Source organism: Pseudomonas sp. ok272, from assembly GCF_900109995.1.
Lineage (GTDB): Bacteria > Pseudomonadota > Gammaproteobacteria > Pseudomonadales > Pseudomonadaceae > Aquipseudomonas.
In genome coordinates this window covers 85,646-111,885 of record NZ_FOCB01000004.1, presented here as the reverse complement: position 1 = coordinate 111,885, position 26,240 = coordinate 85,646, and the positions used below count along the sequence as shown (strand labels likewise).

Below are 26,240 nucleotides of genomic sequence, written 5' to 3'. Positions count from 1 at the left end.
GAGCTCAGAGCTTCACCTTGCGCCCGGCCATATGCGTCAAGTACTCCACCAGCATCGTCAGTTCCGCATCGGGCAGCACCTCGTTCGAGAACCCCGGCATCCTGGCCTGCGGCCACTGGCGCAGGCTTTGCGGGTCGCGGATGTAGCGTTTGAGGAACGCGCTGCCAATGTACTCGGTCGGGCTGTAGGGGATGTTCAGGTCCGGGCCGAACTGTGCGTCCCCGGCGCCGTTCAGGCGATGGCAGGCCAGGCAGTTCTTCTGGAACAGCGCAAAGCCCTGGTTGATCGGGTCATCGGCCGCAAGCCCCGGGTCTGGCAGCAGGGCCGGGAAGCGCGTGGCAACGGACGCCAGGCGCTTGATCGTGGCAACCTGGAAAGGCCATTGCTCCGGGCTGATATGCCCGGCTTGTGGGTCGGTCCACACCAGATAGAACGGTCCGGCGCTGGGTTTACCTGCTGCCAGCGCCGGCCAGGGGTGGGCGGGGTCTTCAATCGCCAGCCAGGCCCGGGCACCTTGGGTTTCGAGCAACGGCGCCGCCGACAACTCGGCGGCAAAGCCATCCAGGGCCACGGCTTGCAGGTGGTCACTGGCCTTGATGCCGGTCAGCAACGTTGCCAGCGGCACGGCGCGATAGCGCATGTCGCGCTTATAGGACACGTCGTTGACGATGTGGAGGGTTTGAACCTGAGGCAGCTCAAGCAGCTCCTGGGTTTGCCAGGTGCGCAGGTCGGTGCCCAGGTCGAGCACCAACTGCGCGGCGTACAAGGGCGTGCTGAGCAGCAAGGCCCCGAGCAAGAGTAGAGGTTTCAAGAGACCGCCTGCTGTCGGTGGATGAACCCAAAGGTTGGCACACCCACGCGGACCCGGGTAGCGAGCACGTCAGTTTTTGAGCAAGACACCGCAAACAACCACGTTTGATTACCCGATCACTTTGGTCAGGTTCGGCAAAATCAGGAGCAGCGTGGTGGCGAATAGAATGAGACCGGCTTGACGGACTTTCGTATGTTTGAACATGGCTGACCGCCTTTTTTTGTTATGTCCTGAGCGTCGAATGCTTGCCTTCTCCATGACGGCAAAGCGCTGTACTTCCTTCCGGGGGCCTCGGCAAAAACCGATGGCAACCTCGTATGTTTTACCTTAGGGGCCGCGTCGGTCGTGGCTTAGATCTATTTAGTATTTTCAGCTAAAGAAATCCAATAAAAAAAGTATGAGGCCTATAGCCAGCTACGTTGTCGCCCGTTTGCTAGACAGCCCGGCGACCTGAAACGGTTAACCCGATAGCCCGCGACCGTTCGTCTGAGCGCGGGCGTCAAGGCCGGTGAGCGCTTCGGTCATTGAAACTGTCGCCGCTGGCCTTAAGGTGAACACTCGTCATTTATTCACCTGCCCAGCGGTTCGAGGACGTCATGATCCAAGCTTTGATATTCGATGCGTTACGCACGCCCCGTGGCCGTGGCAAGGCCGATGGCGCCTTGCACAGCGTCAAACCGGTCAACCTGCTGGCCGGCCTGCTCACCGCCTTGCAACAGCGCACCCAACTCGATACCAGCCAGGTCGATGACATCGTGCTGGGCTGCGTCACGCCGGTGGGCGACCAGGGTGCCGATATCGCCAAGACTGCCGCCCTGGTGGCGGATTGGGACGTCAGCGTCGCCGGGGTGCAGATCAACCGGTTCTGCGCCTCGGGGCTGGAGGCGGTCAACCTGGGGGCGATGAAGGTTCGCTCGGGGTTCGAGGACCTGGTCGTGGTCGGGGGTGTCGAGTCGATGTCGCGGGTGCCCATGGGCAGCGATGGCGGAGCCTGGGCGCTGGACCCGCAAACCAACCTGCATACCCACTTCACCCCGCAAGGGGTGGGCGCCGACCTGATTGCCACGATCGAAGGTTTCAGCCGCCAGGACGTTGATGCCTACGCGCTGCACTCCCAGCAAAAGGCCGCGCGGGCCCGGGCTGATGGCGCGTTCAACAAATCCCTGGTGCCGGTGCAGGACCAGAACGGCATTGTCCTACTCGATCATGACGAATTCATCCGCGCCGACTCGACGCTCCAGGGCCTGGGCCAGTTGAAGCCGAGCTTCGAGATGATGGGGCAGATGGGCTTCGACGCCACCGCGCTGCGAGTCTACAGCCATATCGAGCGGATCAATCACGTCCACACACCGGGCAACAGTTCGGGGATCGTCGACGGCGCGGCGCTGATGTTGATCGGCTCCGAAGCAAAGGGCAGGGCACTGGGCCTGACGCCGCGCGCGCGCATCGTCGCGACGGCGGTCACCAGCACCGATCCGACCATCATGCTCACCGGTCCCGCACCGGCCACCCGCAAGGCCCTGGCCAAGGCCGGCCTGCGGGTCGAGGACATCGATTTGTTCGAGGTCAACGAAGCCTTCGCCTCGGTGGTGCTCAAGTTCATCAACGACATGGCCATCGACCCGGGCAAGGTCAACGTCAACGGCGGCTCGATTGCCATGGGTCATCCGTTGGGCGCCACCGGCTGCGCGATCCTCGGCACCTTGCTTGACGAACTGGAGGTACGCCAATTGCGCTATGGCCTGGCGACCTTGTGTGTCGGCGGCGGCATGGGCATTGCCACCGTCATCGAACGCCTCTGAGCGCCTGACTTTTCAAGGAATCACTTTCATGACTGAAGCCATTCGTTACGAAACAGGTCAGGACCGGATCGTCGTGCTGACCCTCGATATGCCGGGCCAGAGCGCCAATACCATGAACGCGATGTATCGCCAGGCCATGGCGGCCTGCGTGGCGCGGCTGCAGGCCGAGCAAGCGTCGATTAGCGGCGTGATCATCACCTCGGCGAAGAAAACCTTCTTTGCCGGTGGCGACCTCAATGAACTGATCAAGGTCGACAAGGCGCAGGCCAAGGCCTTCTACGACATGGTGCTGGCGCTCAAGCAGCAACTGCGCACCTTGGAGACCCTGGGCAAGCCGGTGGTCGCCGCGATCAATGGCGCGGCGTTGGGGGGCGGCTGGGAAATCTGCCTGGCCTGCCATCACCGCGTCGCGCTGGACAACGCCTCGGTGCAGATCGGCTTGCCGGAAGTGACCCTCGGCCTGTTGCCCGGCGGTGGCGGGGTGGTGCGTATGGTGCGCATGCTCGGGCTGGAGAAAGCCCTGCCGTACCTGCTCGAAGGTAAGAAGATCCGCCCACAACAGGCCTTGCAGGCCGGCCTGGTGGATGAACTGGCGGGCGATCACGCCGAACTGATGGCCAAGTCCCGCGCCTGGATCCTCGCCAACCCGCAAGCGGTGCAGCGCTGGGACGTGAAGGGCTACGCGATTCCCGGTGGCACACCCGCGCACCCCAAGGTCGCGCAAATGCTCGCCATCGCCCCGTCGGTCCTGCGCGCCAAGACCCAGGGCTGCCTGCCGGCGCCGGAGAAGATCCTCTGTGCGGCGGTGGAAGGCGCCCAGGTCGATTTCGATACTGCCCAGTTGATTGAAACCCGTTACTTCACCGAGCTGACCACCGGCCAGGTGGCAAAGAACATGATTGGCACCTTCTGGTTCCAGCTCAACGAGATCAACGCCGGTGGTTCGCGCCCGGCCGGTTTTGCCCCCCATGTGACGAAGAAGGTCGGAGTGCTCGGTGCCGGCATGATGGGGGCCGGCATTGCCTACGTCAGTGCGGTGGCGGGCATCGAAGTAGTGCTCAAGGACATCAACCTGGCCGCGGCCGAGAAGGGCAAGGCCCATTCGGCGGCACTGCTGGACCAGAAGGTTGCCCGTGGCCAGTTGAGCGCCGAGCAGCGGGATGTGACGCTGGCACGCATCCACGCCACCGAGCAGGACGACGACCTGGCGGGTTGCGACCTGATCATCGAGGCTGTGTTCGAGGACCGCGAGCTCAAGGCCCGTGTCTCATCGGCCGCGCAAAAAATCGTGGGCCCCGACGCGGTGCTGGCGTCCAACACCTCGACGCTGCCCATTAGCGGCTTGGCGCAGGCCGTGCCGGATCAAAGCAAGTTCATCGGCCTGCACTTCTTCAGCCCGGTGGAAAAAATGCCCCTGGTGGAAATCATCAAGGGCGCCAGCACCAGCGATGAAACCCTGGCCCGCGGCTTTGACTTCGTGCTGCAGATCAAAAAGACCCCGATTGTGGTCAATGACAGCCGAGGCTTCTTCACCTCACGGGTATTCGGCACGTTCACCAACGAAGGCATCGCCATGCTCGGCGAGGGCATCGCGGCGCCGATGATCGAGACCGAAGCGCGCAAGGCCGGCATGCCGATCGGGCCGCTGGCGATCAGCGATGAAGTGTCCCTGAGCCTGATGAGCCACATCCGCCAGCAGACCGCCAAGGACCTGCATGCCGAAGGCAAACACTTGCCCGAGCACCCGGCCGTTGCGGTGATCGATCTGCTGCTCAATGAATACAAACGCCCGGGCAAGGCCGCGGGCGCGGGGTTCTATGACTATCCGGCCGGTGCCCAGAAGCACCTGTGGCCGGAGCTGAAGAAGCACTTCGAGAAGGCCGACGGACAGATCTCACCCCAGGACGTGCGTGATCGCCTGTTGTTCGTGCAAGCCCTGGAAACCGTGCGTTGCGTGGAGGAGGGCGTGCTGCTGTCGACGGCAGACGCCAACATCGGCTCGATCTTCGGCATCGGCTTCGCCGCGTGGACCGGCGGGGCGTTGCAGTTCATCAACCAGTACGGGGTAAAGGACTTCGTCGCCCGGGCCCAGTACCTGGCCGGACAGTACGGCGAGCGCTTCACCCCACCGGCGCTGTTGCTGGACAAGGCCGCCAGGGAGGCGTTGTTCTAGTGTCCTGTCTCGGAAATAAGCTGTTCCCTTTTGACGGCACCTGTCGCCGCCATGCTGCGTTGCCACTCCTCGCCATAGCCCTGCTATGACTCGTCGCGGTGCCTTGCCTGGCAGCAACAGATGCTCGTCAAAAAGGTAACGTATTTCCAAGACAGGACACTAGGTACGTGATGGCGTTGGTCCTTGTGGGATCGAGAGCGGTTTGCCAGTCTCGATCCCACAGAGGGATGGCCGATATGCCGGGCATTGGGGACTTGCCTTGATAGCAGGTTTCAAGGCAGGCTCTGGGGGTGTTCATTATTCCCATCATCGTGTCAGGTATTTTTTATGTCGCTACGCATCTGCATTCTGGAAACCGACATCCTGCGTCCAGAACTGATCGATCAATACCAAGGTTACGGGCAGATGTTTCAGCGCCTGTTCTCCCAGCAACCGATTGCTGCCCAGTTCACGGTCTACAACGTAGTGCAGGGCGAATACCCCGGCGACGACCTGACATTCGATGCCTACCTGGTCACCGGCAGCAAGGCCGATTCATTCGGCACCGACCCCTGGATTGAAACCCTCAAGACCTACCTGCTGGCGCGCTATGAGCGTGGCGACAAGTTGTTGGGCGTGTGTTTCGGCCATCAACTGCTGGCGTTGCTGCTGGGCGGCAAGGCCGAGCGCGCGCCCCAGGGCTGGGGCGTCGGCATCCACAACTACAAAATGGCGGCCAAGGCGCCGTGGATGAACCCGGTGCGCGAAGAGCTGACCTTACTGATCAGCCACCAGGACCAGGTCACCGCGCTGCCGGACAACGCCACGGTGATTGCTTCCAGCGACTTCTGCCCGTACGCCGCGTACCACATCAACGACCAAGTGCTGTGCTTCCAGGGGCACCCGGAGTTCATTCACGACTACTCGCGGGCCTTGCTCGACATCCGCCAGCAGTTCCTCGGCCCGCAGATCTACCAACAAGGCGTCGACAGCCTGGCCCATGACCATCACGGCACCACCGTCGCCGAATGGATGATGCGGTTTGTCGCCCACAAACCGGCCACGTCGTTGTCTTGAGCCTGTGCCGCGATCGCGGCCAAACCTTGCTGCAAGGCCTCAGTCTGAACCCGTGCTGAACGGTGCGCAGATTCCCCCGGCAGACTTTGTAACAAGGTTTACGCTGTAAAAAGGGCGGCGTAAGCTGCGCGTGTTTTCATCAATTGCGGAGACCCAGAGTGGGTACTTGTTCGAGCGACAGTAGTCGGCCGGTTTCGATAACCGGCACCTTCCCGGCAAGATAACGCGCAGCTTCGTGTGCCGTCGTCTCGCCCTAGCGTGCGAGCGGCGGCCTCTCGTCACGGCCAGTCCTGGTCATGTCCGACGTCCCTTCTCACCGACACTGAACAGCCTGTGATGCCGATGTTGATCGCCATCGCAACGGCATCGACGCGCCTGCCGTCAGGCTTGCCCATTGCGTGGCAGGCCAGTGGGCAGCGGTACCTGCTTGACGGTTTTGCGGCTGACCCAAGGGGAGAAGGCCATGAACCTGAACGTGTTGAAAGAATTTTTTGCGGGCTTCCTGCGTACCCGGCACTTTGCCCGGCACTTTCGTCGACTGGCGTTGCTGGAAAGCTTTTCCGACGCCACGGTCAGCCGTGAAGTCCCGCCCACCCTGGCCCAGACCCTAGTCACCGCCGCCAACAGCGACACCGGTCCCTTGCTGGAAAAGCTCGGTAGCCACAGCGATGGCCTGAGTGAGGCCGAAGCCGCCGCCCTGCGTGAGCAATTCGGCTTCAACGAGGTCGAGCACGAGCAGCCATTGCCGTGGTGGGTGCACGTGTGGCACTGCTACAAAAACCCCTTCAACTTGCTGCTGACGTTGCTGGCGGTGATCTCCTGGCTGACCGAAGACATGAAGGCGGCCACGGTGATTTTCTCCATGGTGGTGCTGTCGACCGTGCTGCGCTTCTGGCAAGAGGCCAAGTCGAACAAGGCCGCCGATGCGCTCAAGGCCATGGTCAGCAACACCGCCACCGTGATGCGTCGCGACTTCAGCCAGCAAACCCCTGCGGTGTTCGGCAAGCTGCTGGGTGCTGCGCCATTGACCCAAGGGGCGCAGCGCGTCGAACTGCCCATCAAGCTGCTGGTGCCGGGCGACCTGATCGTGTTGTCGGCCGGCGACATGATCCCCGCCGATTGCCGGGTGCTCAGCGCCAAGGACCTGTTCGTCAGCCAGGCCGCGATGACCGGCGAATCGATGCCGGTGGAGAAGTTTCCCCGCCAGCAGAGCGGCGACACCCGCAACCCCCTGGACCTGGAAAACCTCCTGTTCATGGGCACCAACGTGGTATCAGGCGCTGCCACGGCGGTGATCCTGACCACCGGCAATGCCACCTATTTTGGTGCGCTGGCCCTGCGTGTCAGCGCCACCGACCGGGCGCCGACCTCGTTCCAGGCCGGGGTCAACAAAGTCAGTTGGTTGCTGATCCGCTTTATGTTCGTCATGGCGCCGCTGGTGTTGTTCATTAACGGCTTCACCAAGGGCGACTGGATGCAGGCGCTGCTGTTCGCGCTGTCGATTGCCGTGGGCCTGACCCCGGAAATGCTGCCCATGATTGTCACCTCGACCCTGGCCAAGGGCGCGGTGTTCCTGTCGCGTAAAAAAGTCATCGTCAAGCGCCTGGATGCGATCCAGAACTTCGGCGCGATGGACGTGTTGTGCACCGACAAGACCGGCACCCTGACCCAGGACAAAATCTTCCTGGCCCGGCATGTCGATGTCTGGGGGCAAGAGTCCGAGGACGTGCTGGAAATGGCCTACCTCAACAGCTACTACCAGACCGGCCTGAAGAATCTGCTGGACGTGGCCGTGCTTGAGCATGTGGAAGTGCAGCGTGAATTGAAGGTCGGTACGGCGTTTCGCAAGGTCGATGAAGTGCCGTTCGACTTCAACCGTCGGCGCATGTCGGTGGTGGTGGCCGAGCAGGAGCAGCCCCACCTGTTGATCTGCAAGGGCGCGGTGGAAGAGGTGCTGGCGGTGTGCGAGCGGGTGCGGCACGGCGAGGTTGACGAAGCGCTGAGCGAGGAACTGCTGGCGCGCATTCGCCTGGTGACGGCGCAGTTCAACGATGAAGGCCTGCGCGTGGTGGCGGTGGCTGCGCGTTCAATGCCCTCCGGACGCGACACCTACAGCCTGGCCGACGAACACGCACTGACGCTGATTGGCTACGTCGCGTTCCTCGATCCACCCAAGGAAAGCACCGCCCCGGCCCTGCGGGCCTTGGCCGCCCATGGTGTGGCGGTCAAGGTGCTGACCGGCGACAACGAACGGGTCACCGCCAAGATCTGCCGCGAAGTGGGCCTGGAGCCACAAGGCTTGCTGATGGGCAACGACATCGAGGGCATGAGCGACGCCGAGTTGGGGGTGGCTGTCGAGCGCTGCAACGTATTCGCCAAGCTGACACCCAGCCACAAGGAACGCATCGTTCGCCTGCTCAAGGAGAACGGCCACGTGGTGGGGTTCATGGGCGATGGCATCAACGACGCGCCGGCGCTGCGTACCGCGGACATTGGGATCTCGGTGGACAGCGCGGTGGACATCGCCAAGGAAGCCGCCGACATCATCCTCCTGGAAAAAAGCCTGATGGTCCTGGAGGAGGGCGTGCTGGAGGGCCGCCGCACCTTCGCCAACATGCTCAAGTACATCAAGATGACCGCCAGCTCGAACTTCGGCAACGTATTCTCGGTGCTGGTGGCCAGCGCGTTCATCCCATTCCTGCCGATGCTGCCCATGCACCTACTGGTGCAGAACCTGCTGTACGACATCTCGCAGATCGCCATCCCGTTCGATAACGTCGATGACGAGATGCTCAAGCAACCCCAGCGCTGGCAGCCTGCGGATGTCGGGCGCTTCATGCTGTTCTTCGGGCCCATCAGCTCGATCTTCGACATCCTGACGTTCGCCTTGATGTGGTATGTGTTCGATGCCAACACCCCGGACCACCAGACCCTGTTCCAGTCAGGCTGGTTCGTGGTGGGGCTGCTGACCCAGACGTTGATCGTGCACATGATCCGCACACCGAAGATCCCGTTCCTGCAAAGCCGCGCCGCCACGCCGTTGATGGTGATGACCGGGCTGATCATGGCGGTGGGGATCTTCCTGCCCATGGGACCGCTGGCGCACTACTTCAAACTGCAGGCGTTGCCATCGCTGTACTTCGTGTTCCTGCCGGTGATCCTGCTGGCGTACATGCTCCTGACGCAGGCGGTGAAAGGTTTCTACATTCGTCGGTTTGGCTGGCAGTGATGCGGTCCTTCAAGGACAGACCCTGGTGGGAGCACGTGCGCTCCTTGCGCGTGTAGGACAATTCCCTGGTCTTTTAGGACGTTTCCTAGTTCGGAATCGGAGGCGTGCCGGGATAATCGGTTGATCTTTTAATGATGCGGGTTACCGAGATGACACTGCCGATCAGGGTTCTGGTGCTTGAAGATCATGCCTTTGCCCGTGCGGTAGCGGTCAATATGCTCAGGCAACTGGGCTGCCAGGAGGTGTTCGAGGCCAGTGATGGCGCCGAGGCGCTGGCGGTCCTGCAAGAGGTGGGCGCGGTAGACATTGCCCTGTGCGACCTGTGCATGGACGGCATGGATGGCCTGGAGTTCTTCCAGCGCGTGGGCCCGAGCGGGCTGGTCGGTTCGATCATCATCAGCAGTTCATTGTCGGCCGACTTGCGCCGGGCGGTGTGCCAGATCGTTTCCCTGTCGGGGTTGCGCTTGCTGGGTGACGTGGGTAAGCCATTGCAGGTCCAGGCATTGATCCCGTTGCTGCACAGTCACCGTGCGGTGCTGCGCGACGATTCGCGGACCCAGCAAGCGCCCGTACCGGCCAGCGAAGCCGAGGTGCGAAGTGCCTTGCGCGATGGGCAATTTCAGCCTTATTACCAACCCAAGTTCAACCTGCTGACCGGTGAAGTGTGCGGCGTGGAAGTGTTGGCGCGCTGGCTTCACCCGTTTCGCGGCCTCTTGTCGCCGGCGGTGTTCATGCCGGTGTTGGAGCGCTGCGAGTTGCTCGATGAGTTGCTGTTTTCTCAGATGGACCAGGCGCTGACCCTGCAGCGCGAGGCGCGCCAGCAGGGATTTGAGCTCAATGTCGCCTTCAATCTGCATGCGATGCAACTGGCCCACCCGGACCTGGTTGCCACCATCAAGGGCATTTTGCAGGCGCACGGCGCGCCGGGTGCCTGCCTGACCTTTGAGTTGACCGAAAGTGGTTTGCTGGAAGCCCCGGCGACCAGCCTGGAGAGCCTGGTGCGCCTGCGGATGATGGGCAGCCGGCTGTCGATCGACGACTTCGGTGCCGGGTTCTCGTCACTGCAGCGCCTGTGCCAATTGCCGTTCAACGAAATCAAGCTCGACGCTGAGTTCGTACGCACCCTGGAAGATGAACCGCGTTGCCGGGCCGTCATCGGCAGCACCCTGGCCCTGGGCGAGGCCTTGGGCATGTCGGTGGTGATCGAAGGCATCGAAACGCAAGCGCAGCGCGAGCAATTGCTGGCGTTGGGGTGTGTGAACGGCCAAGGCTACGTCTTGGCCCGGCCGATGAGTGGCAGCGACTTACTGCGCTGGTTACAGATTGCTGCGGTAGCACGAAGAAAAAACGAATAGCAGATTGAACTGTTTCTTTCGGAATAGTCCTACATAAACCCCGCGGCATTGCCCTTAGTCTCACGCTTTCTTCAAAGGGCTGGATCCAATCCGGTCGCATTGTCATTGCAGAGCCCATCAACTATGCCCAATAAAGCCCTACGCATCCTGATCGCTGATGAGCAGCACTTTCATCGCATGAAGATCGAGCGTTGCCTGAACTCGCTCGGTTACTACCGTATCGCCCCGGTGCAGAGCCTTGAGGAACTGCTCAGCGTTGTCGAATACGGCTGCGAACCGTTCGACCTGGTGATCCTCAACGCCACCTTGTGCAAGCATACCGGCCTGGATCCCCTGGGGTTCTGCCAGGACAACCCACAGATCCGCCACGCGATGGTCTACGACACCCCTCAAGTCGAATGCTCGGGCTTGCTCGTCGTGCCACCGCACAACGTCACCGTCTGCCAGGCCCGTGTGCCGGACCAAGAGGTGTTGGCGAGCCTGATGGACCGCGTTGACCCGGCGCACCCGTGTAGCGAAGGCGAGTTCCCCAGGCAGCTCGGCAGCATGCGTGCCTGATTGGCCACTACCGTTGGTCTGAACTGTCAGATCTAACAGGTATCGGTGTTCTTTTTTCCATGTGATAGTCATTGCGCAGCCATTGTGTCGACTGCGTTATAGGTCGTCGTAATTTTTACTGGAGTTAGCATGAGTTCAGTGTTGATCGCAGATGATCATCCGGTTGTTCGGGCTGCTCTTAAAATGGTGCTGGGTGCCCTCAAGGACTCGAATGACCGTAAGGTGTTCGACACCCTCTTCGAGGTGTCCGACGGGGTGAGCGCCCTGCAACTGATTCGTGAGCGCTCACCGAGCCTGGTGGTGCTGGACCTGCAGATGCCCAAGCTGGGTGGGCTGGAGTTCCTGGCGCGCCTTCAGCATGACCGGTCGCCCGCGCGAGTGGTGGTCTTCAGTTCCTACGAACCCAGGTTCTATGTCGAGCGCTGCATGCGCGCCGGGGCGATGGGTTTCGTCGAAAAAACCAATGACTTGGAGGAGTTGGTCAAGGCCGTCAAGGCGCTGCTCTCCGGCTACACCTATTTCCCCCGGCTGGACACCAGCACCGTTAACCTGAGCGTGTTGCAGATCGACGAACAGAAGATGATCGAGATGCTCTCCGACCGTGAGCTGACCATCTTCCAGTACCTGGCACGAGGCGCCGGCAACCAGGAAATCGCCACGATGATGAACCTTAGCCACAAGACCATCAGCACCTATAAAAGCCGCCTGATCGACAAACTCAATGTGAAGTCCCTGGTGCACCTGAGGGATCTCGCCCAGCGCAATCAACTGATCTGAACCCCCATGAGCGTACGGACCTGGCCGGTCATCATGATGTTGATCAGCCTGTGTTGGCCGCTCGACAGTACGGCTGCTGCGCCGGAGCCCTTACAGTTGCTGGGGCGTTCGAGTGTCGAGGGTTACCGGGTCGACCTGGATCCCGCCGACTGGCGTTGGCTGCAGGAAAAGGGCCGGTTGCGCCTGGGGGCCTCGGCGCCGGACTACCCACCGTTTGAAAACACCATCAACGAGCACAACTTCGAGGGCATCACCGCCGACTTTGCCGAACTGATTGCGCAGTTGCTGCGCGTCCCGGTCGAGGTATTGCGTTATGACTCGCGCCAGGCGGTGATCGAGGCGTTGAAGCAGGGCCAGATCGATTGGCTGGGCGCCGCCAATGGCTTTGAAGCCGCCGACCCGCACCTGCTGCTGTCACGCGCCTACGCCGAAGACGCGCCGATCCTGGTCACGCGCATGGGCGAGAGTGCCCGGCTTTCATCCGACCTGGCGGGCCTGCGGGTGGCGATGCTGGACCACTACTTGCCGCCGGAGGCCGTCGAGGCGGTCTACCCCAACGTTCGGTTGCAACTCTATCGCTCGACATTAAGTGCCATCGGGGCCGTGGCCTTTGGCGGCGCCGATGCGTACCTGGGCGACTCCATCAGCGCCAGCTACCTGATCAACAACAACTACCTGAGCAACGTCCAACTGGCGCAATTCGCCCGGCTGGAGGTCAACTCATTCGGCTTTGCCGTGAGTGCGGATAACACCCGCTTGCGGCGTATCATCGACGCCGCGTTGACGGCGATTCCCGAGCAGGAGCGCACCACCATCCTGCGCCGCTGGAGCGCCGGCAGCAGTTTCAGCAACGCCCAGCGCGTGCAGTTGAGCGCCAGCGAGCAACGCTGGCTGGACCAGCACCCACAGATCAACGTCAGCTTCATGCGCGACTTCGCACCGCTGTCGTTCGAGGATGAAAATGGCCGGTTCAGCGGGCTTAGCGCCCAGGTCCTGGACCGAATCAGCCTGCGCACCGGACTGAAGTTCAACGCCGTCCCCAGCACGTCAGTCAACCAGCAGATCGACCGGCTCAAGCGCGGGGAGATCGACCTGATGGCCGTGATCACCCCCAGCATCGAGCGTCATGGGGAGTTGCAGTTCACTCGCCCCTATTTGACCAACCCCTATGTGCTGGTGTGCGCCATCGGCAGCAAGGCACCGGTGACCTTGGCCGACCTGGCGGGCAGGCGGTTGGCGATCATCGGCGGCAACGGCATGCATGAATTGATTCGTACCCTGGCGCCGGGCGTGAAGTTCATCGACGTTGACGACCCCGCCCAGGCGATGGCCATGGTCGCAAAGGGGGAGGCGGATGCCGCGTTCAACTCGTTGATCACCGCGCGCTACATCATCGCCCGGCATTACCGTGATCGGCTCCAGGTGGCCAGTACGGTGGGGGCCGAGCCGGTGCACCTGAGTTTTGCGACCAGCCGTGGGGCGCTGGAGCTGCACTCGATCCTGAACAAGGCCCTGCTGAGCATCTCCCCCCAGGAAATGGACGAGCTGGCCAATCGCTGGCGCACCGAGCAGCCGGTCGATGAGAGCACGTGGCTGCGCTACCGCACCACGTTGTTCCAGGGGATTGCCGTCGCCGCGCTGTTGCTGGTGCTGGCATTGGCCTGGATCGCTTACCAGCGCTACCTGATTGGCAAGCGTCAGCAACTGCTGGACCAGGTGCAGCAGGCCAAAGATGCGGCGGACGATGCCAACCGCGCCAAAACCACGTTCCTGGCGACCATGAGCCATGAAATCCGCACACCGATGAACGCGCTGATCGGCATGCTCGAATTGGCCATGAAGCGTGCCGAACAGGGCGTCACGGACCGCGTCGCGATTGAGGTCGCCGCCAACGCCGCGCAACACCTGCTGGCACTGATGGGCGACATCCTGGACATCTCTCGCATCGAGTCCGGGCATTTATCCCTGGCCCCGGAACGCACCCACCTGTGGACTGCCGCCGATTCAGTGGCCAAGGTGTTCGCCGGCCTGGCGCGGCAAAAGAACCTGCAATGGCGGGTGGAGCTGGACGAACGCAGTCGGTGCGAGGTGCTGATTGACCCGACACGCTTCAAGCAGATCCTTGCCAACCTGCTGAGCAACGCCATCAAGTTCACCCAGTCCGGCCACATTCGCCTGGCCTTGCAGGTCGAGCCCGGGGGCGAGGAGGGGTATCTGGCGTTCAGCGTGGTGATCGAAGACAGCGGGATTGGCATCAGCGAGGCCGACCAGCAACGGCTGTTCAGCCCGTTCGTGCAAGCGGCCGATAACCCGCACGATGCCCGCAGTGGCTCGGGGCTGGGGCTGGTCATCAGCCGTTCGCTGTGCGAGATGATGGGTGGCCGGCTGCGACTGAGCAGCGAGCCGGGCCGGGGCACCCGCGTCGATGTCAGCCTGCGTGTGCCCACCCTCGCACCCTTGGCCGAACAACCGCCGGGCGAACCGGTTGCGGCAGACCCCGAGCGTTCGCTGAACGTGCTGGTGGTGGATGACTACCCGGCCAACCGCTTGCTTCTGGTCCAGCAACTGAGTCATCTGGGGCATCGGGTGCAAGATGCCAGCGACGGCGAGCAAGGGCTTGAGCGCTGGCGCAAACAGGCCTTCGACGTGGTGATCACCGATTGCAACATGCCGGGGCTCAGTGGCTATGAGCTGGCGTCGACGATCCGCGATGACGAGCACGCGCGTGGCATGCTGCCTTGCCTGATCCTCGGCTTGACCGCCAATGCCCAGGCGCAGGTCAGGACTCGTTGCCTGGAAGCCGGCATGAACGACTGCCTGTTCAAACCCATCAACTTGCACGACCTGAGCGCCGCACTGGCGGGGGGCGTGGTGCAGGCGCGAGCGCCGGCGCTGAGCGAGGAACCGCCGGGCCCGGCGCTGGACATCGACATCAGTGGCCTTGAGCAACTGGCCGGTGGCGACCGAGGCCTGATCGACAACCTGCTGGCGGACCTGGCGGCCAGCAACCGCGAGGACCTGGCGCGGCTGAAGGCCTTTCACGCCCGAGGCGATCGTGCGGCACTGCTGGACCTGGCCCACCGGATCAAGGGCGGCGCAATCATGGTCAAGGCCTGGCGCCTGATGGCCGGTTGCGAACACCTGCAGGACGCCTGCCGGCACACAGACCCCAAGGCACTGGAGCAGGCCGTCGAGGACCTGAGCAAGGCCATGCAACGGCTGGCTGACTACCTCGAACAGCGTTGAGACCGCTCAGTTGGCAGTGCCGGCCTCGCTCCCACAGGAATCTGGGTTGAGCCCGTAGGCGCGAGGAATTGAACTGACACGGGATGTGTGTTCGCCGTGGACCAGGGTGGGGCTGGCTCGCGAAAGCGCGGGTTCAGTCGACATCAATCTGGCGAGTGATCGCCGCCTCACGAATTCAACCGCGCCCTCTACGCAATATCACTGCGGCTGAATTCTTCGCCCAAAAAATCGATCAAGCTCCGCACCGACGGCAGCAGGCCACGGCGCGAGGGGAACATGACGTGGACGACCCCGGATTTTGGCGCCCACCCCGGCACCAACTCCACCAGCCGGCCGGCGTCCAGGTCCTGGCGAATCACCACGGCGGGCAGGTGGACGATGCCCAATCCTTCCAGCACGGCGGTGCGCAGGGCAATCAGGTCATCGGTCACCAGCCGTGGGTGATGGCGGATCACGGCACTGGCGCCCTGCGGGCCAAACAGCTCCCACTGATACTCGCGCTGCGCACCGCCCCATTGCAGGCTCGGCAGGCCGCTCAAGTCGGCGGGCGAGGCGGGCGACGACAAACGCTCGACAAACGCCGGGCTGCCTACCAGGGCCTGGGTGCTGTTGCCCAGCACCTTCATCACCAGGTCGGTGTTCTCCAGCGGCGGGAAACGTACCCGCAACGCGATGTCGAAGCCTTCGTGAATCAGGTCGACACGGCGGTTGGTGCTTTCGATGAACAACTCCACCAGCGGGTACTTGAGCATGTAGCGCGTGAGCATCGGCCCCACCCAGGAGTTGAGCAGCGCCGTCGGGCAACTGATACGCACCAGGCCCTGGGGTTCGGAGCGGTTGCGCTCGATCAACTCGGCCGCACTTTCGGCCTCCACGCGCATGGCCAGGCAGCGCTGGTAATACGCCTGGCCGATTTCGGTGAGGGAACAATGGCGGCTGGTGCGATGGATCAGGCGCACCCCCAGGCGTTCTTCGAGCTGGGCGATGCGCCGGCTGAGCTTGGACTTGGGCATGTCCAAGGCCCGCCCGGCGGCGGCAAACCCGCCGTGCTCAACCACTTCGGTGAAGTAGTACAGGGTGTTCAAGTCTTCCACTATCGTTCTCCAAATAGAACGCTAAGGGTGATTTTTGCAGTCTAGCGCATCAAAGGTGGCGGATTTAAGCTCTGTCCATGGTTTAACTCACCCACATTCGGAGGCTCCATGAAAAACATCATCGGTATCTACACCAGCCCTAATGCCCATTGGGTGGGCGATGGTTTCCCGGTTCGCACGCTGTTTTCCTACGACAACCTGGGCAAACACATCAGCCCGTTCCTGCTGCTCGACCATGCCGGGCCCGCTGAATTCACCCCCACCAAGGCCCGTCGCGGCGTCGGCCAGCACCCGCACCGGGGTTTCGAAACCGTGACCATCGTCTACGACGGCGAAGTGGAGCACCGCGACTCCACCGGCAGCGGCGGCAAGATCGGTCCCGGCGACGTGCAATGGATGACAGCCGCGTCCGGCATCCTCCACGAGGAGTTTCACTCCCAGGACTTCGCCCAGCGTGGCGGCACCCTGGAGATGGTCCAACTGTGGGTCAACCTGCCGGCCAAGGACAAAATGGCCGAGCCGGGTTACCAGACCATCCTCGATGGCGACATCCCCAGCATCGCCCTGAAGGACCAGGCCGGCTGCTTGCGCTTGATCGCCGGTGAGTTCGAGGGCCGCACCGGCCCGGCGCGGACCTTCACGCCGATCGACGTTTGGGACATCCGTCTCAACGCCGGTAAGTCGATCAACCTCGACCTGCACCAAGGCCGAAACACCGCGTTGGTGGTCTTGCGCGGCACGGTCCAGGTCAACGGCCAGGAAGTGGTGCGCAAAGGGCAATTGGCCCTGTTCGACCGCCAGGGTGACCAGTTGAGCCTGGAGGCCAACGACGACGCCATCGTGCTGTTGCTCAGCGGCGAGCCGATTGACGAGCCGATCGTCGGTCACGGCCCGTTCGTGATGAACACCGAACAGGAGATCCACCAGGCGTTCGTCGACTTCCAGTCCGGTCGCTTCGGCCAGATGCCCGGCTAATTCGTAGCTATCGTTAATACCCGCTCTGCACAGGATGAGTAGGCCGGTTTACAGGCCAGGGATGGCTGTTGTCCAACGAAAGAGGCGATGCGCATGAGCACCCACACCGCAGCCAACTTCAATGGCCTGAAACCGACCATCGACCCCAACGACACCGCCATGTTGTTGATCGACCACCAGAGCGGCCTGTTCCAGATCGTCAAGGACATCGACGTCCCGCAGCTGCGCGCCAACGCCATCGCCCTGGCCCAGGCCAGGCCGGCGTGGTGCCCATCGACATCATGGGCACGCTCTCCGAGCTGCAAGGTTCGTGGAACCGCCCCGACGCCGAGCAATGGGCGGGCGTCTACACCCAGGCCATGCCGCACTACCAGTTGTTGATCGAGAGCTACATCAAGGCCCAGCAAGTGGCCACCGAACACGAAGTGCTGGACGCCCAGCGCTAACCGGGCAACCCCCACGCCGGCCACCGGGCCGGCCATTGAAACCCTGTGAGGACTACTGCAATGACTACCTCTTACAAGCGTCTGGACAAGGACAACGCCGCCGTTCTGTTGGTTGATCATCAGGCGGGCCTGCTGTCGTTGGTGCGTGACATCGAACCGGATCGGTTCAAGAACAACGTGTTGGCCCTGGCCGACCTGGCCAAGTACTTCAAGCTGCCGACCATCCTCACCACCAGCTTCGAAACCGGCCCCAACGGCCCGCTGGTGCCCGAACTCAAGGCCCTGTTCCCCGAGGCGCCGTACATCGCCCGCCCTGGCCAGATCAACGCCTGGGACAACGAAGACTTCGTCAAGGCAGTCAAGGCCACCGGCAAGCAGCAATTGATCATCGCTGGTGTGGTGACCGAGGTCTGCGTCGCGTTCCCGGCGCTGTCGGCCCTGGCTGAAGGCTTCGAAGTGTTCGTGGTCACGGACGCCTCTGGCACCTTCAACAGCCTGACCCAACAGTCGGCCTGGAACCGCATGTCGGCCTCCGGTGCGCAACTGATGACCTGGTTCGGCCTGGCCTGCGAGTTGCACCGCGACTGGCGCAACGACGTCGCGGGCCTGGGCGCACTGTTCTCCAACCACATCCCCGACTACCGCAACCTGATGACCAGCTACGACGCCCTGACCAACGGCAAGTAACGGGGCTGCGGGTGTAGACCCGCGATCGATCTGTGGGAGCGGGCTTGCTCGCGAAAACGGTGTGTCGGACAGCACTTTGTTGCCTGACACGGCCTCTTCGCGAGCAGGCTCGCTCCCACACAGGTTTGTGAGTGTGTGGTGTTTTGAGTCCTCTGAAATCAATTGCTCCTACACTGTGCCCAACCCGTGTCATGGAGTCGTTCGATGCTGTCCTTTCTCACCGATCACCCGCTGTTTGTCGCCCTGGCCCTGATTCTGTTCGACATGGTGCTGTGGCGCTTGATCGACGCCAGTGGCAGCCAATGGAAACTGCTGGTGCGGGTCGTGATCTTTGCGCTGTTCAGCGTGGTGTTGTTCAACGAAGGCCTCAACCCCCTGCAACCGGCGCCCTGGCCCGAGAACGTGCCGCTGCACCTGGCGGCCACGGGACTGCAGATCGGTTGGTGGCTGTTTGGTGCGCGGACCCTGACCGTGGTGATCGGCGCCGCGATGATGCAGCGCGTCGGCCACACCGGGCGCTTGCTGCAGGACGTGCTGGGCGCGTTGATCTTCCTGATTGCCACCATCGCGGCGATGGCCTACGTGCTCGACCTGCCGGTCAAGGGCGTGCTGGCGACCTCGGGCGCCGTGGCCATCATCGTCGGCCTGGCACTGCAAAGCACCTTGAGCGACGTGTTCTCCGGGATCGTACTCAACACCACCAAGCCTTATCAAATCGATGACTGGATCGCCATCGACGGCCTTGAGGGCCGGGTCATCGACATCGACTGGCGCGCCACGCGCCTGCAAACCGCCCAGGGCAGCCTGGCGGTGATCCCCAACTCCCTGGCGGCCAAGGCCAAGATCATCAACTTCAGCCGTCCCAGCGACATCTTCGGCATCGCCATCAGCGTTCAGGTCAGCCCCCATGCCCGCCCGCAGACCGTGATCGACGCGCTGGAGCGGGCCATGCAAGGCTGTCGTCACCTGCTGGGCACCCCGGCGCCCAACGTCGCCTTGAAAAGCTCCGGCAGCAGCGGGGTCGAGTATGAAATCAGCGGTTTCGTCAGCGCCATGGCGCACAAGCGCGAGGCCCGCAACGGCCTGTTCGACCTGGCCTTCCGGCACCTGCAGGCCTCGGGCGTGAGCTTGCTGTCGACCGGCGAGGCCGACACCCCGCACACGCTTTCGCGGCCACGGGCGTTGCTGGAGCGTTCGAACATCTTCTCCACCCTGCGCCAGGACGAAAAGGACACCTTCAGCCAAAACATGGCGTTGGTCACCTACCGCGCCGGCGAGGTGATCCTGCCGGCCGGTGAAGTCAGCGATCATTTGTTCATCATTGAATCGGGCGTGGTCTCGGTGCTGTTGAGCCGTGGCGAGCACACGTTCGAAGCCGGGCGCATGGGGCCGGGGGAAGTGATCGGTGAAGCGGGGATCCTCACGGACCAGTCAGTGTCCGCCGACTTCCTGGCCAAGACCTTCTGCACCCTGTACCGCGTCGAGAAGCACTACCTCAAGACCTGCCTCGACGCCCGCCACGACATCAGCGACGCCATGAAAGCCTTGCTGGACTTGCGCCTGCACACCGCCCAGACCCTGACCCAGGAGGTGCCGGTGGTGGCGACGAAAAAGGGCTTCATGCAGTGGTTGCGCAATCGCACTTAGCGACGCGTACCGCCGGCCCCCTGTGGGCGCGAGCCTGCTCGCGAAAGCGGTGCTTCAGCCATATCTCCGTTGACGGACACACCTTCTTCGCGAGCAGGCTCGCTCCCACACAGACCGTGGCGTTTAGCGTGTCGGCTGATCGATGCGATCCAACGCGCGCTCCACCAACAACTGGCTCAACGAAATCATCTGCTGAATCGCCAGCGCCACATGCCGAGGTGCGCCTTCGAGCTCGAAGGCCAGGTCGCTGCTCAGCACATTGACCGCCGCCAGGGTTTCCGAGGCGTGGGCCAGCAGGGTTTCGTTATCCAGGTCGGGGATGACGGTGAAGATGGTGGAGGGGCGTTTGTGCGTAGCGCGAGTGTTGGGGGAGGGCGGTTGCAGGTAATGATCCAGCGCCCGCTCGGCGGCGTCGTGGAGTTTCTTGGAACTGAGGTCGGCGTAGGGGGACACGTCGGGGTTTTCGGTGTTCGGGGGATTGGGGGATTGGGGGTTACTTTGAACATGATTGCGCTCCTTGTAATGGGAGCCGCCATCTGTCGCTGCTAAACGAAGGGTGGCAGCTGTACGCGGGTTAGCAGACCGGTTGAGGAGCATCCCGGCGCACCGAAGTGCCCCGCGTACAGCCGCCATAACACAGAACAGTTGGCACAAAAAAACGCCAACTGATCGGGAGGCGGTACTGGTGCTCCTAAATGATTCGAGCTGCTAAACCCGACCGCTGAATGGTCAGCGGCACGGAACAATAGAGCCGAGGGCCTCAGGCGCACAAGCCGGCGGATTCTGGCGTATGTGTAGGCCGCGACGCAAGACACCGTAGCCCGCGCCTGAGGCTGTCGCCAGCAAGCCCCACTCCCGCAAGCCAGCCCCCAACCCCGTGGGAGCGAGCCTGCTCGCGAAGACACGCTCACCCACCCCAAAGCATCCCCAGCGAACCCCCGCCATCCACCGAGTCCACCGAGTCCACCGTCTGTTTTGATGACTTTTCTGTCGGCTGTTTCGGCGCCTGTCTTCCTTGTTTCTGAGATTGGCGTAGGGCACTTCCTGTTCGTATCCCGCTGTCTTGAATGACTTTTCTGCGTCGGTACGGTGCGTTAACCCGGCTCACGTTTGAGTCGGGTTAATGACCTGTCGGGAAGGAGTGTGAGCAATGGCCATCGGATATTTCATTCGCCAAGGGGACAAGACTTCCTGTGGCGGCACAGTGCTGGAAAGCGATACGCGGGTCATGATGTTTGGCATCGCCCATGCCCGCGAGGGGGATGCCGTCACCTGCGGCAAGGACAACAAGCCCTATCAGATCGTTGGCGGGGTTTCTCAGATCAGTAGCCATGGGCGGCGAGTGGCTGGCACGCTGGACAGCGTGAGCAGTTGCCCGTGCAGGGCCCAACTGCTGGCCTCGACATTCAAGGCCAGCTACGACTTCAAGGAGCACGCTGCAACGCAAGCCGCCAAGGCCAGCGCAGTCGCCCAGTCGGCCACCTCAGTTGACAACCGCGCTCCCGCCGAACCGCTCCCATCCAGTGCAGTGTCTGCACCGTTTCATCCCTCATCATCCTTCACTGAGCCATCCGCGCAAATCTGTCAGGACCTCTGGCAACGCTATCAGCAAGCCGCCGAAAAAATCGTGGCTCCGGACGGCGTGCTGATTGCCGACCCCAAGACCCGCAACCGGGCGATCAACGCCGCCTACGCCCGACTGTGGCTGGAGGACCCGCGCTTTCAGTGGGCGGGCCTGGCGGCGTTTGCTTCCAAACAGGTCGGCTGTGGCCTGCTGCACGCGGCTGAGTCCATCGAAAAGATCCAGGTGGATTCTGACGCAGCTGAGCGCCGGGATCGGAGTGCCAGGAGCGGTTTTTGGGGTTTGTTCAGTCGCGGTGAGCCTCAACGCAAGGTGGGGATAGGCGACTTTGAACGCAGGCAACGCGAGGCGGAACAGGCGCAACGCGAGAACCCGTTGTGGTGGGTGGACTACCGGCATGACGCCGGGTCGTTATCGGTGATGCAGAAGAACGCCCGGTATGTGCATGACAGGTTGGCCCTGGGTAACACCACGTTGTTTTTGGATGTGTATCCATTGCACAGGTTCTACTTGGAGCGGGGGTTGGAGAGGCTGGAGCAGTGCTTGCCGGCGCGGCAGGGGATTACTGGGGGTGGGTGGCCGGCGGTGTTGTGGCCGGTTGGGCAGGAGACGCTGGAGTTCGGAATTGACTATGAGGAAATTGTGGACACGTTCCGGGCTGTTGAGGCTGGCAACATTGCTGAAAGTGTTGTGCATCTGGCTTGGCATGAACAGCAAAATGTCCTGCAGCCGACAATGTACAGCGACCTGAAACTGGTAGCGCTGCTGATTGGCAACCAGCTCTCTCATGTCACGAATTTCCCGTCGGGTGCCGCTCAAGCCATCGAACTGACCCTGGCCGGGCAGTGCCGACCGGTCGACGATGAACGTACTATCGGTTTCAGCGACCGTGCCATCGCTAATCTGGCGGACATCACCCAGCGCATGCCCTTTGTGCTCAAGGCCGCAAGACAGTTCGACGCGCTCTTGCAGGAACAAAGTCGCCACCTGATCGAACAGGCGATTCGAGATATTGCCGCCGGAGGGGGCGTTCGATGAAGCGGCTCGTTCGTATGGGGTGGCGCCGCGGTGCATTGGTGCTGGCAGTTGCTGTCCTGCTAGCCCTGATCGTGATTGCAACGCAATCGGAAAAGGAAATCGCGCTGGTGATTGGTGAGCCTTGGGACGACATGCGCCAGCGCTCCAGTGCGACCATAGAGCCAGTCATTCCAGGAACCTTTTGGGGGCGACTACCGCAGGCAGGCGCCCGCCTGCGTTTCATTGATCTGCAATATGGGTTTGTGACTCCGGTGGCTCGCTACTTTTCCGTGACCTTCACGAAAGATGGGCTAGTTAAAAATGTCCGCATGTCCCCCCAAATCGAACCCCTGCTACTCGACGACACGCTAAAGGTTGTACTGGACTTGCAGGAACAATGGCGCCAAGGCGGCTGGAGCGTTACCCGGCCGGACTTTCCAGCGTTTGCCGACACCCCCCAATGGCGTGCCCAGTTACAGAATGTAAGGAGAGGGGGGAAGACCTACTGGCATGCGGGTGAGCAGTATCAGATTAGGTTGGGGGTTCGCCGTTTCAAGGACGACAGACACCCGACACAAGAGCGCTATCTCATCACGCTAGGTCTTGCCAGACCGTGGGTAAAGCCTTGAAGTGCCCCTCAACGCTGATCAAACCCGCCCAACAACAGCGCCACCGTCGGCGCATCGTCAATCGCCCCGATGGAGCTGCCACACCGAGGGCAGAACGCGCGGCTGGAGTAGTCCGATGAGCGGAACGTCGCCGGCATGCCGCCTTCGCCGGTCCAGGTCACGCGCTCGCGAGGGAACTCGACCCAGGGCGCGCTGAGGGCGCCGGTGTGCTGCTGGCAGAACCGGCATTCGCAGGTGTGGGGGTTGTCTGCCGGGCCCAGGGCGGCAAAGCGAATCCAGCCGCACAGGCAGCCGCCGTGATAGGTGGTGTGTTGCATGGTCGCTCTCCTGAGTCATCCGCCTATCGGCGAGCACAGCTCGACCAATATGCCGTCCGGGCAACGCACGTAGGACACGACTTGCCCCCACGGTTTGCGGACGGGCTGGGCGATTTCGGTGGCGCCGGCCTGCAGGGCCTTGGCATGCGCAGCCGGCACATCGTCGGTGACCAACGCCACTTCCATGCCCAGCGGTTTGATCGACGCATGGGCCGAGACGTGCCCGCCGTGGAAGTTCTGCTCGGCCAGCTCATCGGCGGCGAAGGCCAGGGCGGTCTCGCCGGTTTCCAGCTCGCCATAGGTGCCGGACTCGTGGACAAAGCGCACGTCAAGGCCGAACGCGGTGGAGAAAAAATCGAGGGACGCGCGCACGTCGGGGACGTAGGTGATCAGGTAGCCGAGCTTCATCAGAGAACTTTCCTTGTTGGGATCAGTAGGCACGAGAATCTAACAAGGGCGAAACGACAACACCACTTTATGTCGGCGTGCTGTCGCGCCAGTGCCGGCACAGGAGCCGCAGTTGTCGATGGCGCCGATCTCCTCCGGCAAGCATCGATGTGGTGCGCGGCGCGGGATCCGTGCGCTATGGGCCACAGAACGTCGGCGGGGTGATCAACTTCGTCACCCGCGCGATCCCGGAGAAAGCCACCGGTGAAATCGGCACCACCCTGGAGACGTCCCGGCACGGTGGCTGGAAGCATATCGACACGGCCTTCCTGGGCGGCACCGCCGACAACGACATCAGTGACGTGATCCTCAAGACGCACTGGGCGCCGACCGATGTCGACGATTTCTCGCTGAACTTCCACTACTACGACGCCACGAACCGCTGCCGGCCCAAAGCGTGATGTATCACCTGTCCGATGCCTGGAAGCTGTTCGCCAACTTCGAGACCTCGTTCGGCGCCTTGCAGTACTTCCAGCTGGGCCAGGGCGGCTCGGGCGACCAGACCGCCAGCGGGCTGAACCCGGAAAAGGCCAAGACCTACGAGATCGGTACGCGCTACAACGATGAGGCGTGGGGCCGCGACCTGCCGTTCTATTCGCGCCAGGTGGCCACGGCCGGCCTGCGTTACGACATCAACCGCTGGACCTGGAACGTCGATGCGTTCGCCCAATCCAAACAACGCTCACCGGGTACCGGGATGAAAGCCAGCGGCAGTTTCACCGGCAACTACATCACCGAGGGCAGCGCCGATGGTCAGTACGGCGACATCCCGGGCTACGTGACCTGGAACGTACGCGGCGGCTATGACTTCGGCGCGCAACTGTCGAACCTGAAGTTGGGTGCCGGGGTCAAGAACGTGTTCGACAAGCAGTACTTCACCCGCTCCAGCGACAACAACGCGGGGATGTACGTCGGCGCGCCGCGGACCTTCTTCGTCCAGGCCAGCGTTGGGTTCTGATCCTCTGCGTTGAGAGCGGTTCGCGGACCGGGCTCGCGCCTACCGGTTCGACACGGCTGGGGGAACCACAAACTCGGCAATGGGCGATGGATTGCCCGCCAGGTCCGCTGACTTCAGGCAAACCTTCATCGGGCCATGCTCGACAGAAACGTGAAACTGTCCGGTTGAACCGTGAACCGGGTTGTACTGTGCAGCGTCCTGGCAGTGGGTCGAGCCAGGCGGCCCCGCCTTGTACCGGTACTGATAAGCGTCCAGGTCAGGGTTGACGGGGAAGGCTCTAATGTCGAAGGACAAGGGATCCGCTTGAGTAATGTTATAGAGCGGAACCGTCTGGTTGGGCCCCTCCATCATCCATCGCCAGTAGACCCTGGCGTTTCGTGCATCCCATTGCCCGGGAACACTGGTTTTTTGGTCCTGGCCCATGACGCATAGCACGTACATGCCTGCACCGTCCCGGACGTCCCGGATGAGTTCATCCTTCCCGCTTTCATGGCTGGCGATGGGTTCACTGTAGTTGCCGGCTTCGCGGCAGTCTGCCAGCGTTCGTGTGTACTTAAATCGGTAGTAAGGACGGTTGACGGCAAAGGTCTCAACCCATTGCCAAGGGATAACCGCGCCGGTGTCATCACGTTCCAGCTTGATATGGTGGTTGCCCAGTTGAGGCGGTTCGAACGTAAAGGCAGGCCCCAAGCTACAGGCCCCATTGCGGCGATTGAATCGCCCTTGCACAAAGCACTCGGACACCCCAGACACTGGTGTGGCGTAGTTGGTATCCAAGGCTTTGTTCACCTGGCCATTGACGACTTCACACGGCGCGCCAGTGCTGCACCGGGACAGTCCGCTGCCCCGACAATCAACGTATCGCGACCTTGGGGCAACGGCAGGCTGGCCAACTTCAGCGGGGTAATGCCATCGTTGAGCAGTTGCCCGAGGGTGTTGTCGAGTTCAACAACTGAAATGTCTTGCCCGCGGATGGTGCTCCAGTTGATGTTGGTAATGAAGTAAGACTGGGTGTGTTCGGCGGTATCGAAAAAATAGTTGAAGGAAACGCTACCTTTAGCGGCGACGTTTTCGAGAACGATGTCGGGATTCAGGTTGTTGCAATGCCCTGATGTCAGCACATAGGCAGGCCCGTCCAGGCCATTGGGTGCATAGCGCGTATCAATCAGCGTGCCTGAGCAGGTCAGGCCTTGCTGGAGACTGACTCGGCCGATTGACCGCCAATGATCGTAGCGTCCTTCACGGTTACTCAGTGGCTGTGCCGGAGAAAAGTTAGGCGTCCCTTCGCCCCAATCCTGTTGTTTGCCGATGAGCGTGCTGGCGGCGGGGGCCGTATTCATCAGTCCCGTGAACAGTAGCGCGAATGCGCTCGTGCAGAGGGTGCGATGCATGATGATGATCCTGATGTGAACACTGCGAATCAGGATGAGTGCG

The 26,240-nt window shown here is 62.1% G+C and carries 19 protein-coding genes and 3 pseudogenes; 15 read left to right on the top strand and 7 right to left on the bottom strand.

The window, feature by feature from the left end:
- Window positions 1-4 precede the first annotated feature (4 nt).
- Window positions 5-811 carry a c-type cytochrome gene (locus BMW74_RS08340; RefSeq protein WP_093416511.1) on the bottom strand — a complete coding sequence of 269 codons (807 nt, stop codon included), beginning with the start codon at window positions 809-811 and terminating at the stop codon, window positions 5-7.
- A gap of 596 nt (window positions 812-1,407) precedes the next feature.
- Between BMW74_RS08340 and BMW74_RS08335 the strand changes: the two genes are divergently transcribed.
- From BMW74_RS08335 to BMW74_RS08300, 8 genes are all read left to right on the top strand, one after another.
- Window positions 1,408-2,613, top strand: coding sequence for an acetyl-CoA C-acetyltransferase (locus BMW74_RS08335; protein ID WP_093416505.1), 1,206 nt, complete (start codon window positions 1,408-1,410; stop codon window positions 2,611-2,613).
- 28 nt (window positions 2,614-2,641) lie between these two features.
- Window positions 2,642-4,786, top strand: a complete 2,145-nt coding sequence (locus BMW74_RS08330; protein WP_093416500.1) for a 3-hydroxyacyl-CoA dehydrogenase NAD-binding domain-containing protein — start codon at window positions 2,642-2,644, stop codon at window positions 4,784-4,786.
- A 327-nt stretch (window positions 4,787-5,113) separates the two neighbouring features.
- The gene (locus BMW74_RS08325) at window positions 5,114-5,842 is read left to right on the top strand and encodes an amidotransferase (RefSeq protein WP_093416496.1); all 729 of its coding nucleotides are present in this window, start codon (window positions 5,114-5,116) and stop codon (window positions 5,840-5,842) included.
- Window positions 5,843-6,305: 463 nt separating this feature from the next.
- Entirely contained in the window at window positions 6,306-9,071 is a 2,766-nt protein-coding gene (mgtA, locus tag BMW74_RS08320; protein WP_093416493.1) for a magnesium-translocating P-type ATPase, read from the top strand.
- A gap of 131 nt (window positions 9,072-9,202) precedes the next feature.
- The gene (locus BMW74_RS08315; RefSeq protein WP_256562547.1) at window positions 9,203-10,426 is read left to right on the top strand and encodes an EAL domain-containing response regulator; all 1,224 of its coding nucleotides are present in this window, start codon (window positions 9,203-9,205) and stop codon (window positions 10,424-10,426) included.
- A 123-nt stretch (window positions 10,427-10,549) separates the two neighbouring features.
- Complete coding sequence (locus tag BMW74_RS08310) at window positions 10,550-10,984, top strand: ANTAR domain-containing protein (protein ID WP_093416489.1); 435 nt, start codon at window positions 10,550-10,552, stop codon at window positions 10,982-10,984.
- 129 nt (window positions 10,985-11,113) lie between these two features.
- The gene (locus tag BMW74_RS08305; protein WP_093416484.1) at window positions 11,114-11,761 is read left to right on the top strand and encodes a response regulator transcription factor; all 648 of its coding nucleotides are present in this window, start codon (window positions 11,114-11,116) and stop codon (window positions 11,759-11,761) included.
- Between the two features lie 6 nt (window positions 11,762-11,767).
- Window positions 11,768-15,007 carry a transporter substrate-binding domain-containing protein gene (locus tag BMW74_RS08300; protein WP_093416480.1) on the top strand — a complete coding sequence of 1,080 codons (3,240 nt, stop codon included), beginning with the start codon at window positions 11,768-11,770 and terminating at the stop codon, window positions 15,005-15,007.
- Between the two features lie 188 nt (window positions 15,008-15,195).
- On the opposite strand, the gene BMW74_RS08295 is transcribed toward BMW74_RS08300, so the two are convergent.
- Window positions 15,196-16,104: a LysR family transcriptional regulator gene (locus tag BMW74_RS08295; RefSeq protein ID WP_093416475.1), complete on the bottom strand. Its 909-nt coding sequence runs from the start codon at window positions 16,102-16,104 to the stop codon at window positions 15,196-15,198.
- Between the two features lie 105 nt (window positions 16,105-16,209).
- Between BMW74_RS08295 and BMW74_RS08290 the strand changes: the two genes are divergently transcribed.
- From BMW74_RS08290 to BMW74_RS08275, 4 genes and pseudogenes are all read left to right on the top strand, one after another.
- Window positions 16,210-17,076 (top strand): pirin family protein, encoded by an 867-nt coding sequence (locus BMW74_RS08290; protein WP_093416471.1) that lies wholly within the window; start codon window positions 16,210-16,212, stop codon window positions 17,074-17,076.
- Window positions 17,077-17,169: 93 nt separating this feature from the next.
- Window positions 17,170-17,522 (top strand): annotated as a pseudogene (locus tag BMW74_RS08285) (hypothetical protein).
- Between the two features lie 60 nt (window positions 17,523-17,582).
- Window positions 17,583-18,209 carry an isochorismate family cysteine hydrolase YcaC gene (ycaC, locus tag BMW74_RS08280; RefSeq protein WP_093416466.1) on the top strand — a complete coding sequence of 209 codons (627 nt, stop codon included), beginning with the start codon at window positions 17,583-17,585 and terminating at the stop codon, window positions 18,207-18,209.
- Between the two features lie 204 nt (window positions 18,210-18,413).
- Window positions 18,414-19,856: a mechanosensitive ion channel family protein gene (locus BMW74_RS08275; RefSeq protein WP_093416463.1), complete on the top strand. Its 1,443-nt coding sequence runs from the start codon at window positions 18,414-18,416 to the stop codon at window positions 19,854-19,856.
- Between the two features lie 123 nt (window positions 19,857-19,979).
- Here the strand turns inward: BMW74_RS08275 and BMW74_RS08270 are convergent, their stop codons facing one another.
- Window positions 19,980-20,309 carry a DUF6124 family protein gene (locus BMW74_RS08270; protein ID WP_093416458.1) on the bottom strand — a complete coding sequence of 110 codons (330 nt, stop codon included), beginning with the start codon at window positions 20,307-20,309 and terminating at the stop codon, window positions 19,980-19,982.
- A 697-nt stretch (window positions 20,310-21,006) separates the two neighbouring features.
- Between BMW74_RS08270 and BMW74_RS08265 the strand changes: the two genes are divergently transcribed.
- Window positions 21,007-22,476, top strand: coding sequence for a PAAR domain-containing protein (locus tag BMW74_RS08265; protein WP_093416453.1), 1,470 nt, complete (start codon window positions 21,007-21,009; stop codon window positions 22,474-22,476).
- On the top strand, window positions 22,473-23,084 hold the full coding sequence (locus BMW74_RS08260; protein ID WP_093416448.1) for a hypothetical protein: 612 nt from the start codon (window positions 22,473-22,475) through the stop codon (window positions 23,082-23,084). The genes BMW74_RS08265 and BMW74_RS08260 overlap by 4 nt, the downstream gene beginning before the upstream one ends.
- Before the next feature lie 17 nt (window positions 23,085-23,101).
- Here BMW74_RS08260 and BMW74_RS08255 read toward each other — a convergent pair.
- Window positions 23,102-23,401 (bottom strand): annotated as a pseudogene (locus BMW74_RS08255) (GFA family protein); the annotation flags it as partial.
- 15 nt (window positions 23,402-23,416) lie between these two features.
- Window positions 23,417-23,809, bottom strand: coding sequence for a VOC family protein (locus BMW74_RS08250; protein WP_093416439.1), 393 nt, complete (start codon window positions 23,807-23,809; stop codon window positions 23,417-23,419).
- A gap of 140 nt (window positions 23,810-23,949) precedes the next feature.
- On the opposite strand from BMW74_RS08250, the pseudogene BMW74_RS08245 reads away from it, so the two are divergent.
- Window positions 23,950-24,806: pseudogene (locus BMW74_RS08245) on the top strand (TonB-dependent receptor domain-containing protein); the annotation flags it as partial.
- 39 nt (window positions 24,807-24,845) lie between these two features.
- Here BMW74_RS08245 and BMW74_RS08240 read toward each other — a convergent pair.
- The gene (locus BMW74_RS08240; protein WP_139208383.1) at window positions 24,846-25,583 is read right to left on the bottom strand and encodes a hypothetical protein; all 738 of its coding nucleotides are present in this window, start codon (window positions 25,581-25,583) and stop codon (window positions 24,846-24,848) included.
- Window positions 25,584-25,591: 8 nt separating this feature from the next.
- Window positions 25,592-26,197, bottom strand: a complete 606-nt coding sequence (locus BMW74_RS08235) for a serine protease family protein (protein ID WP_093416429.1) — start codon at window positions 26,195-26,197, stop codon at window positions 25,592-25,594.
- Between the last annotated feature and the right edge of the window lie 43 nt (window positions 26,198-26,240).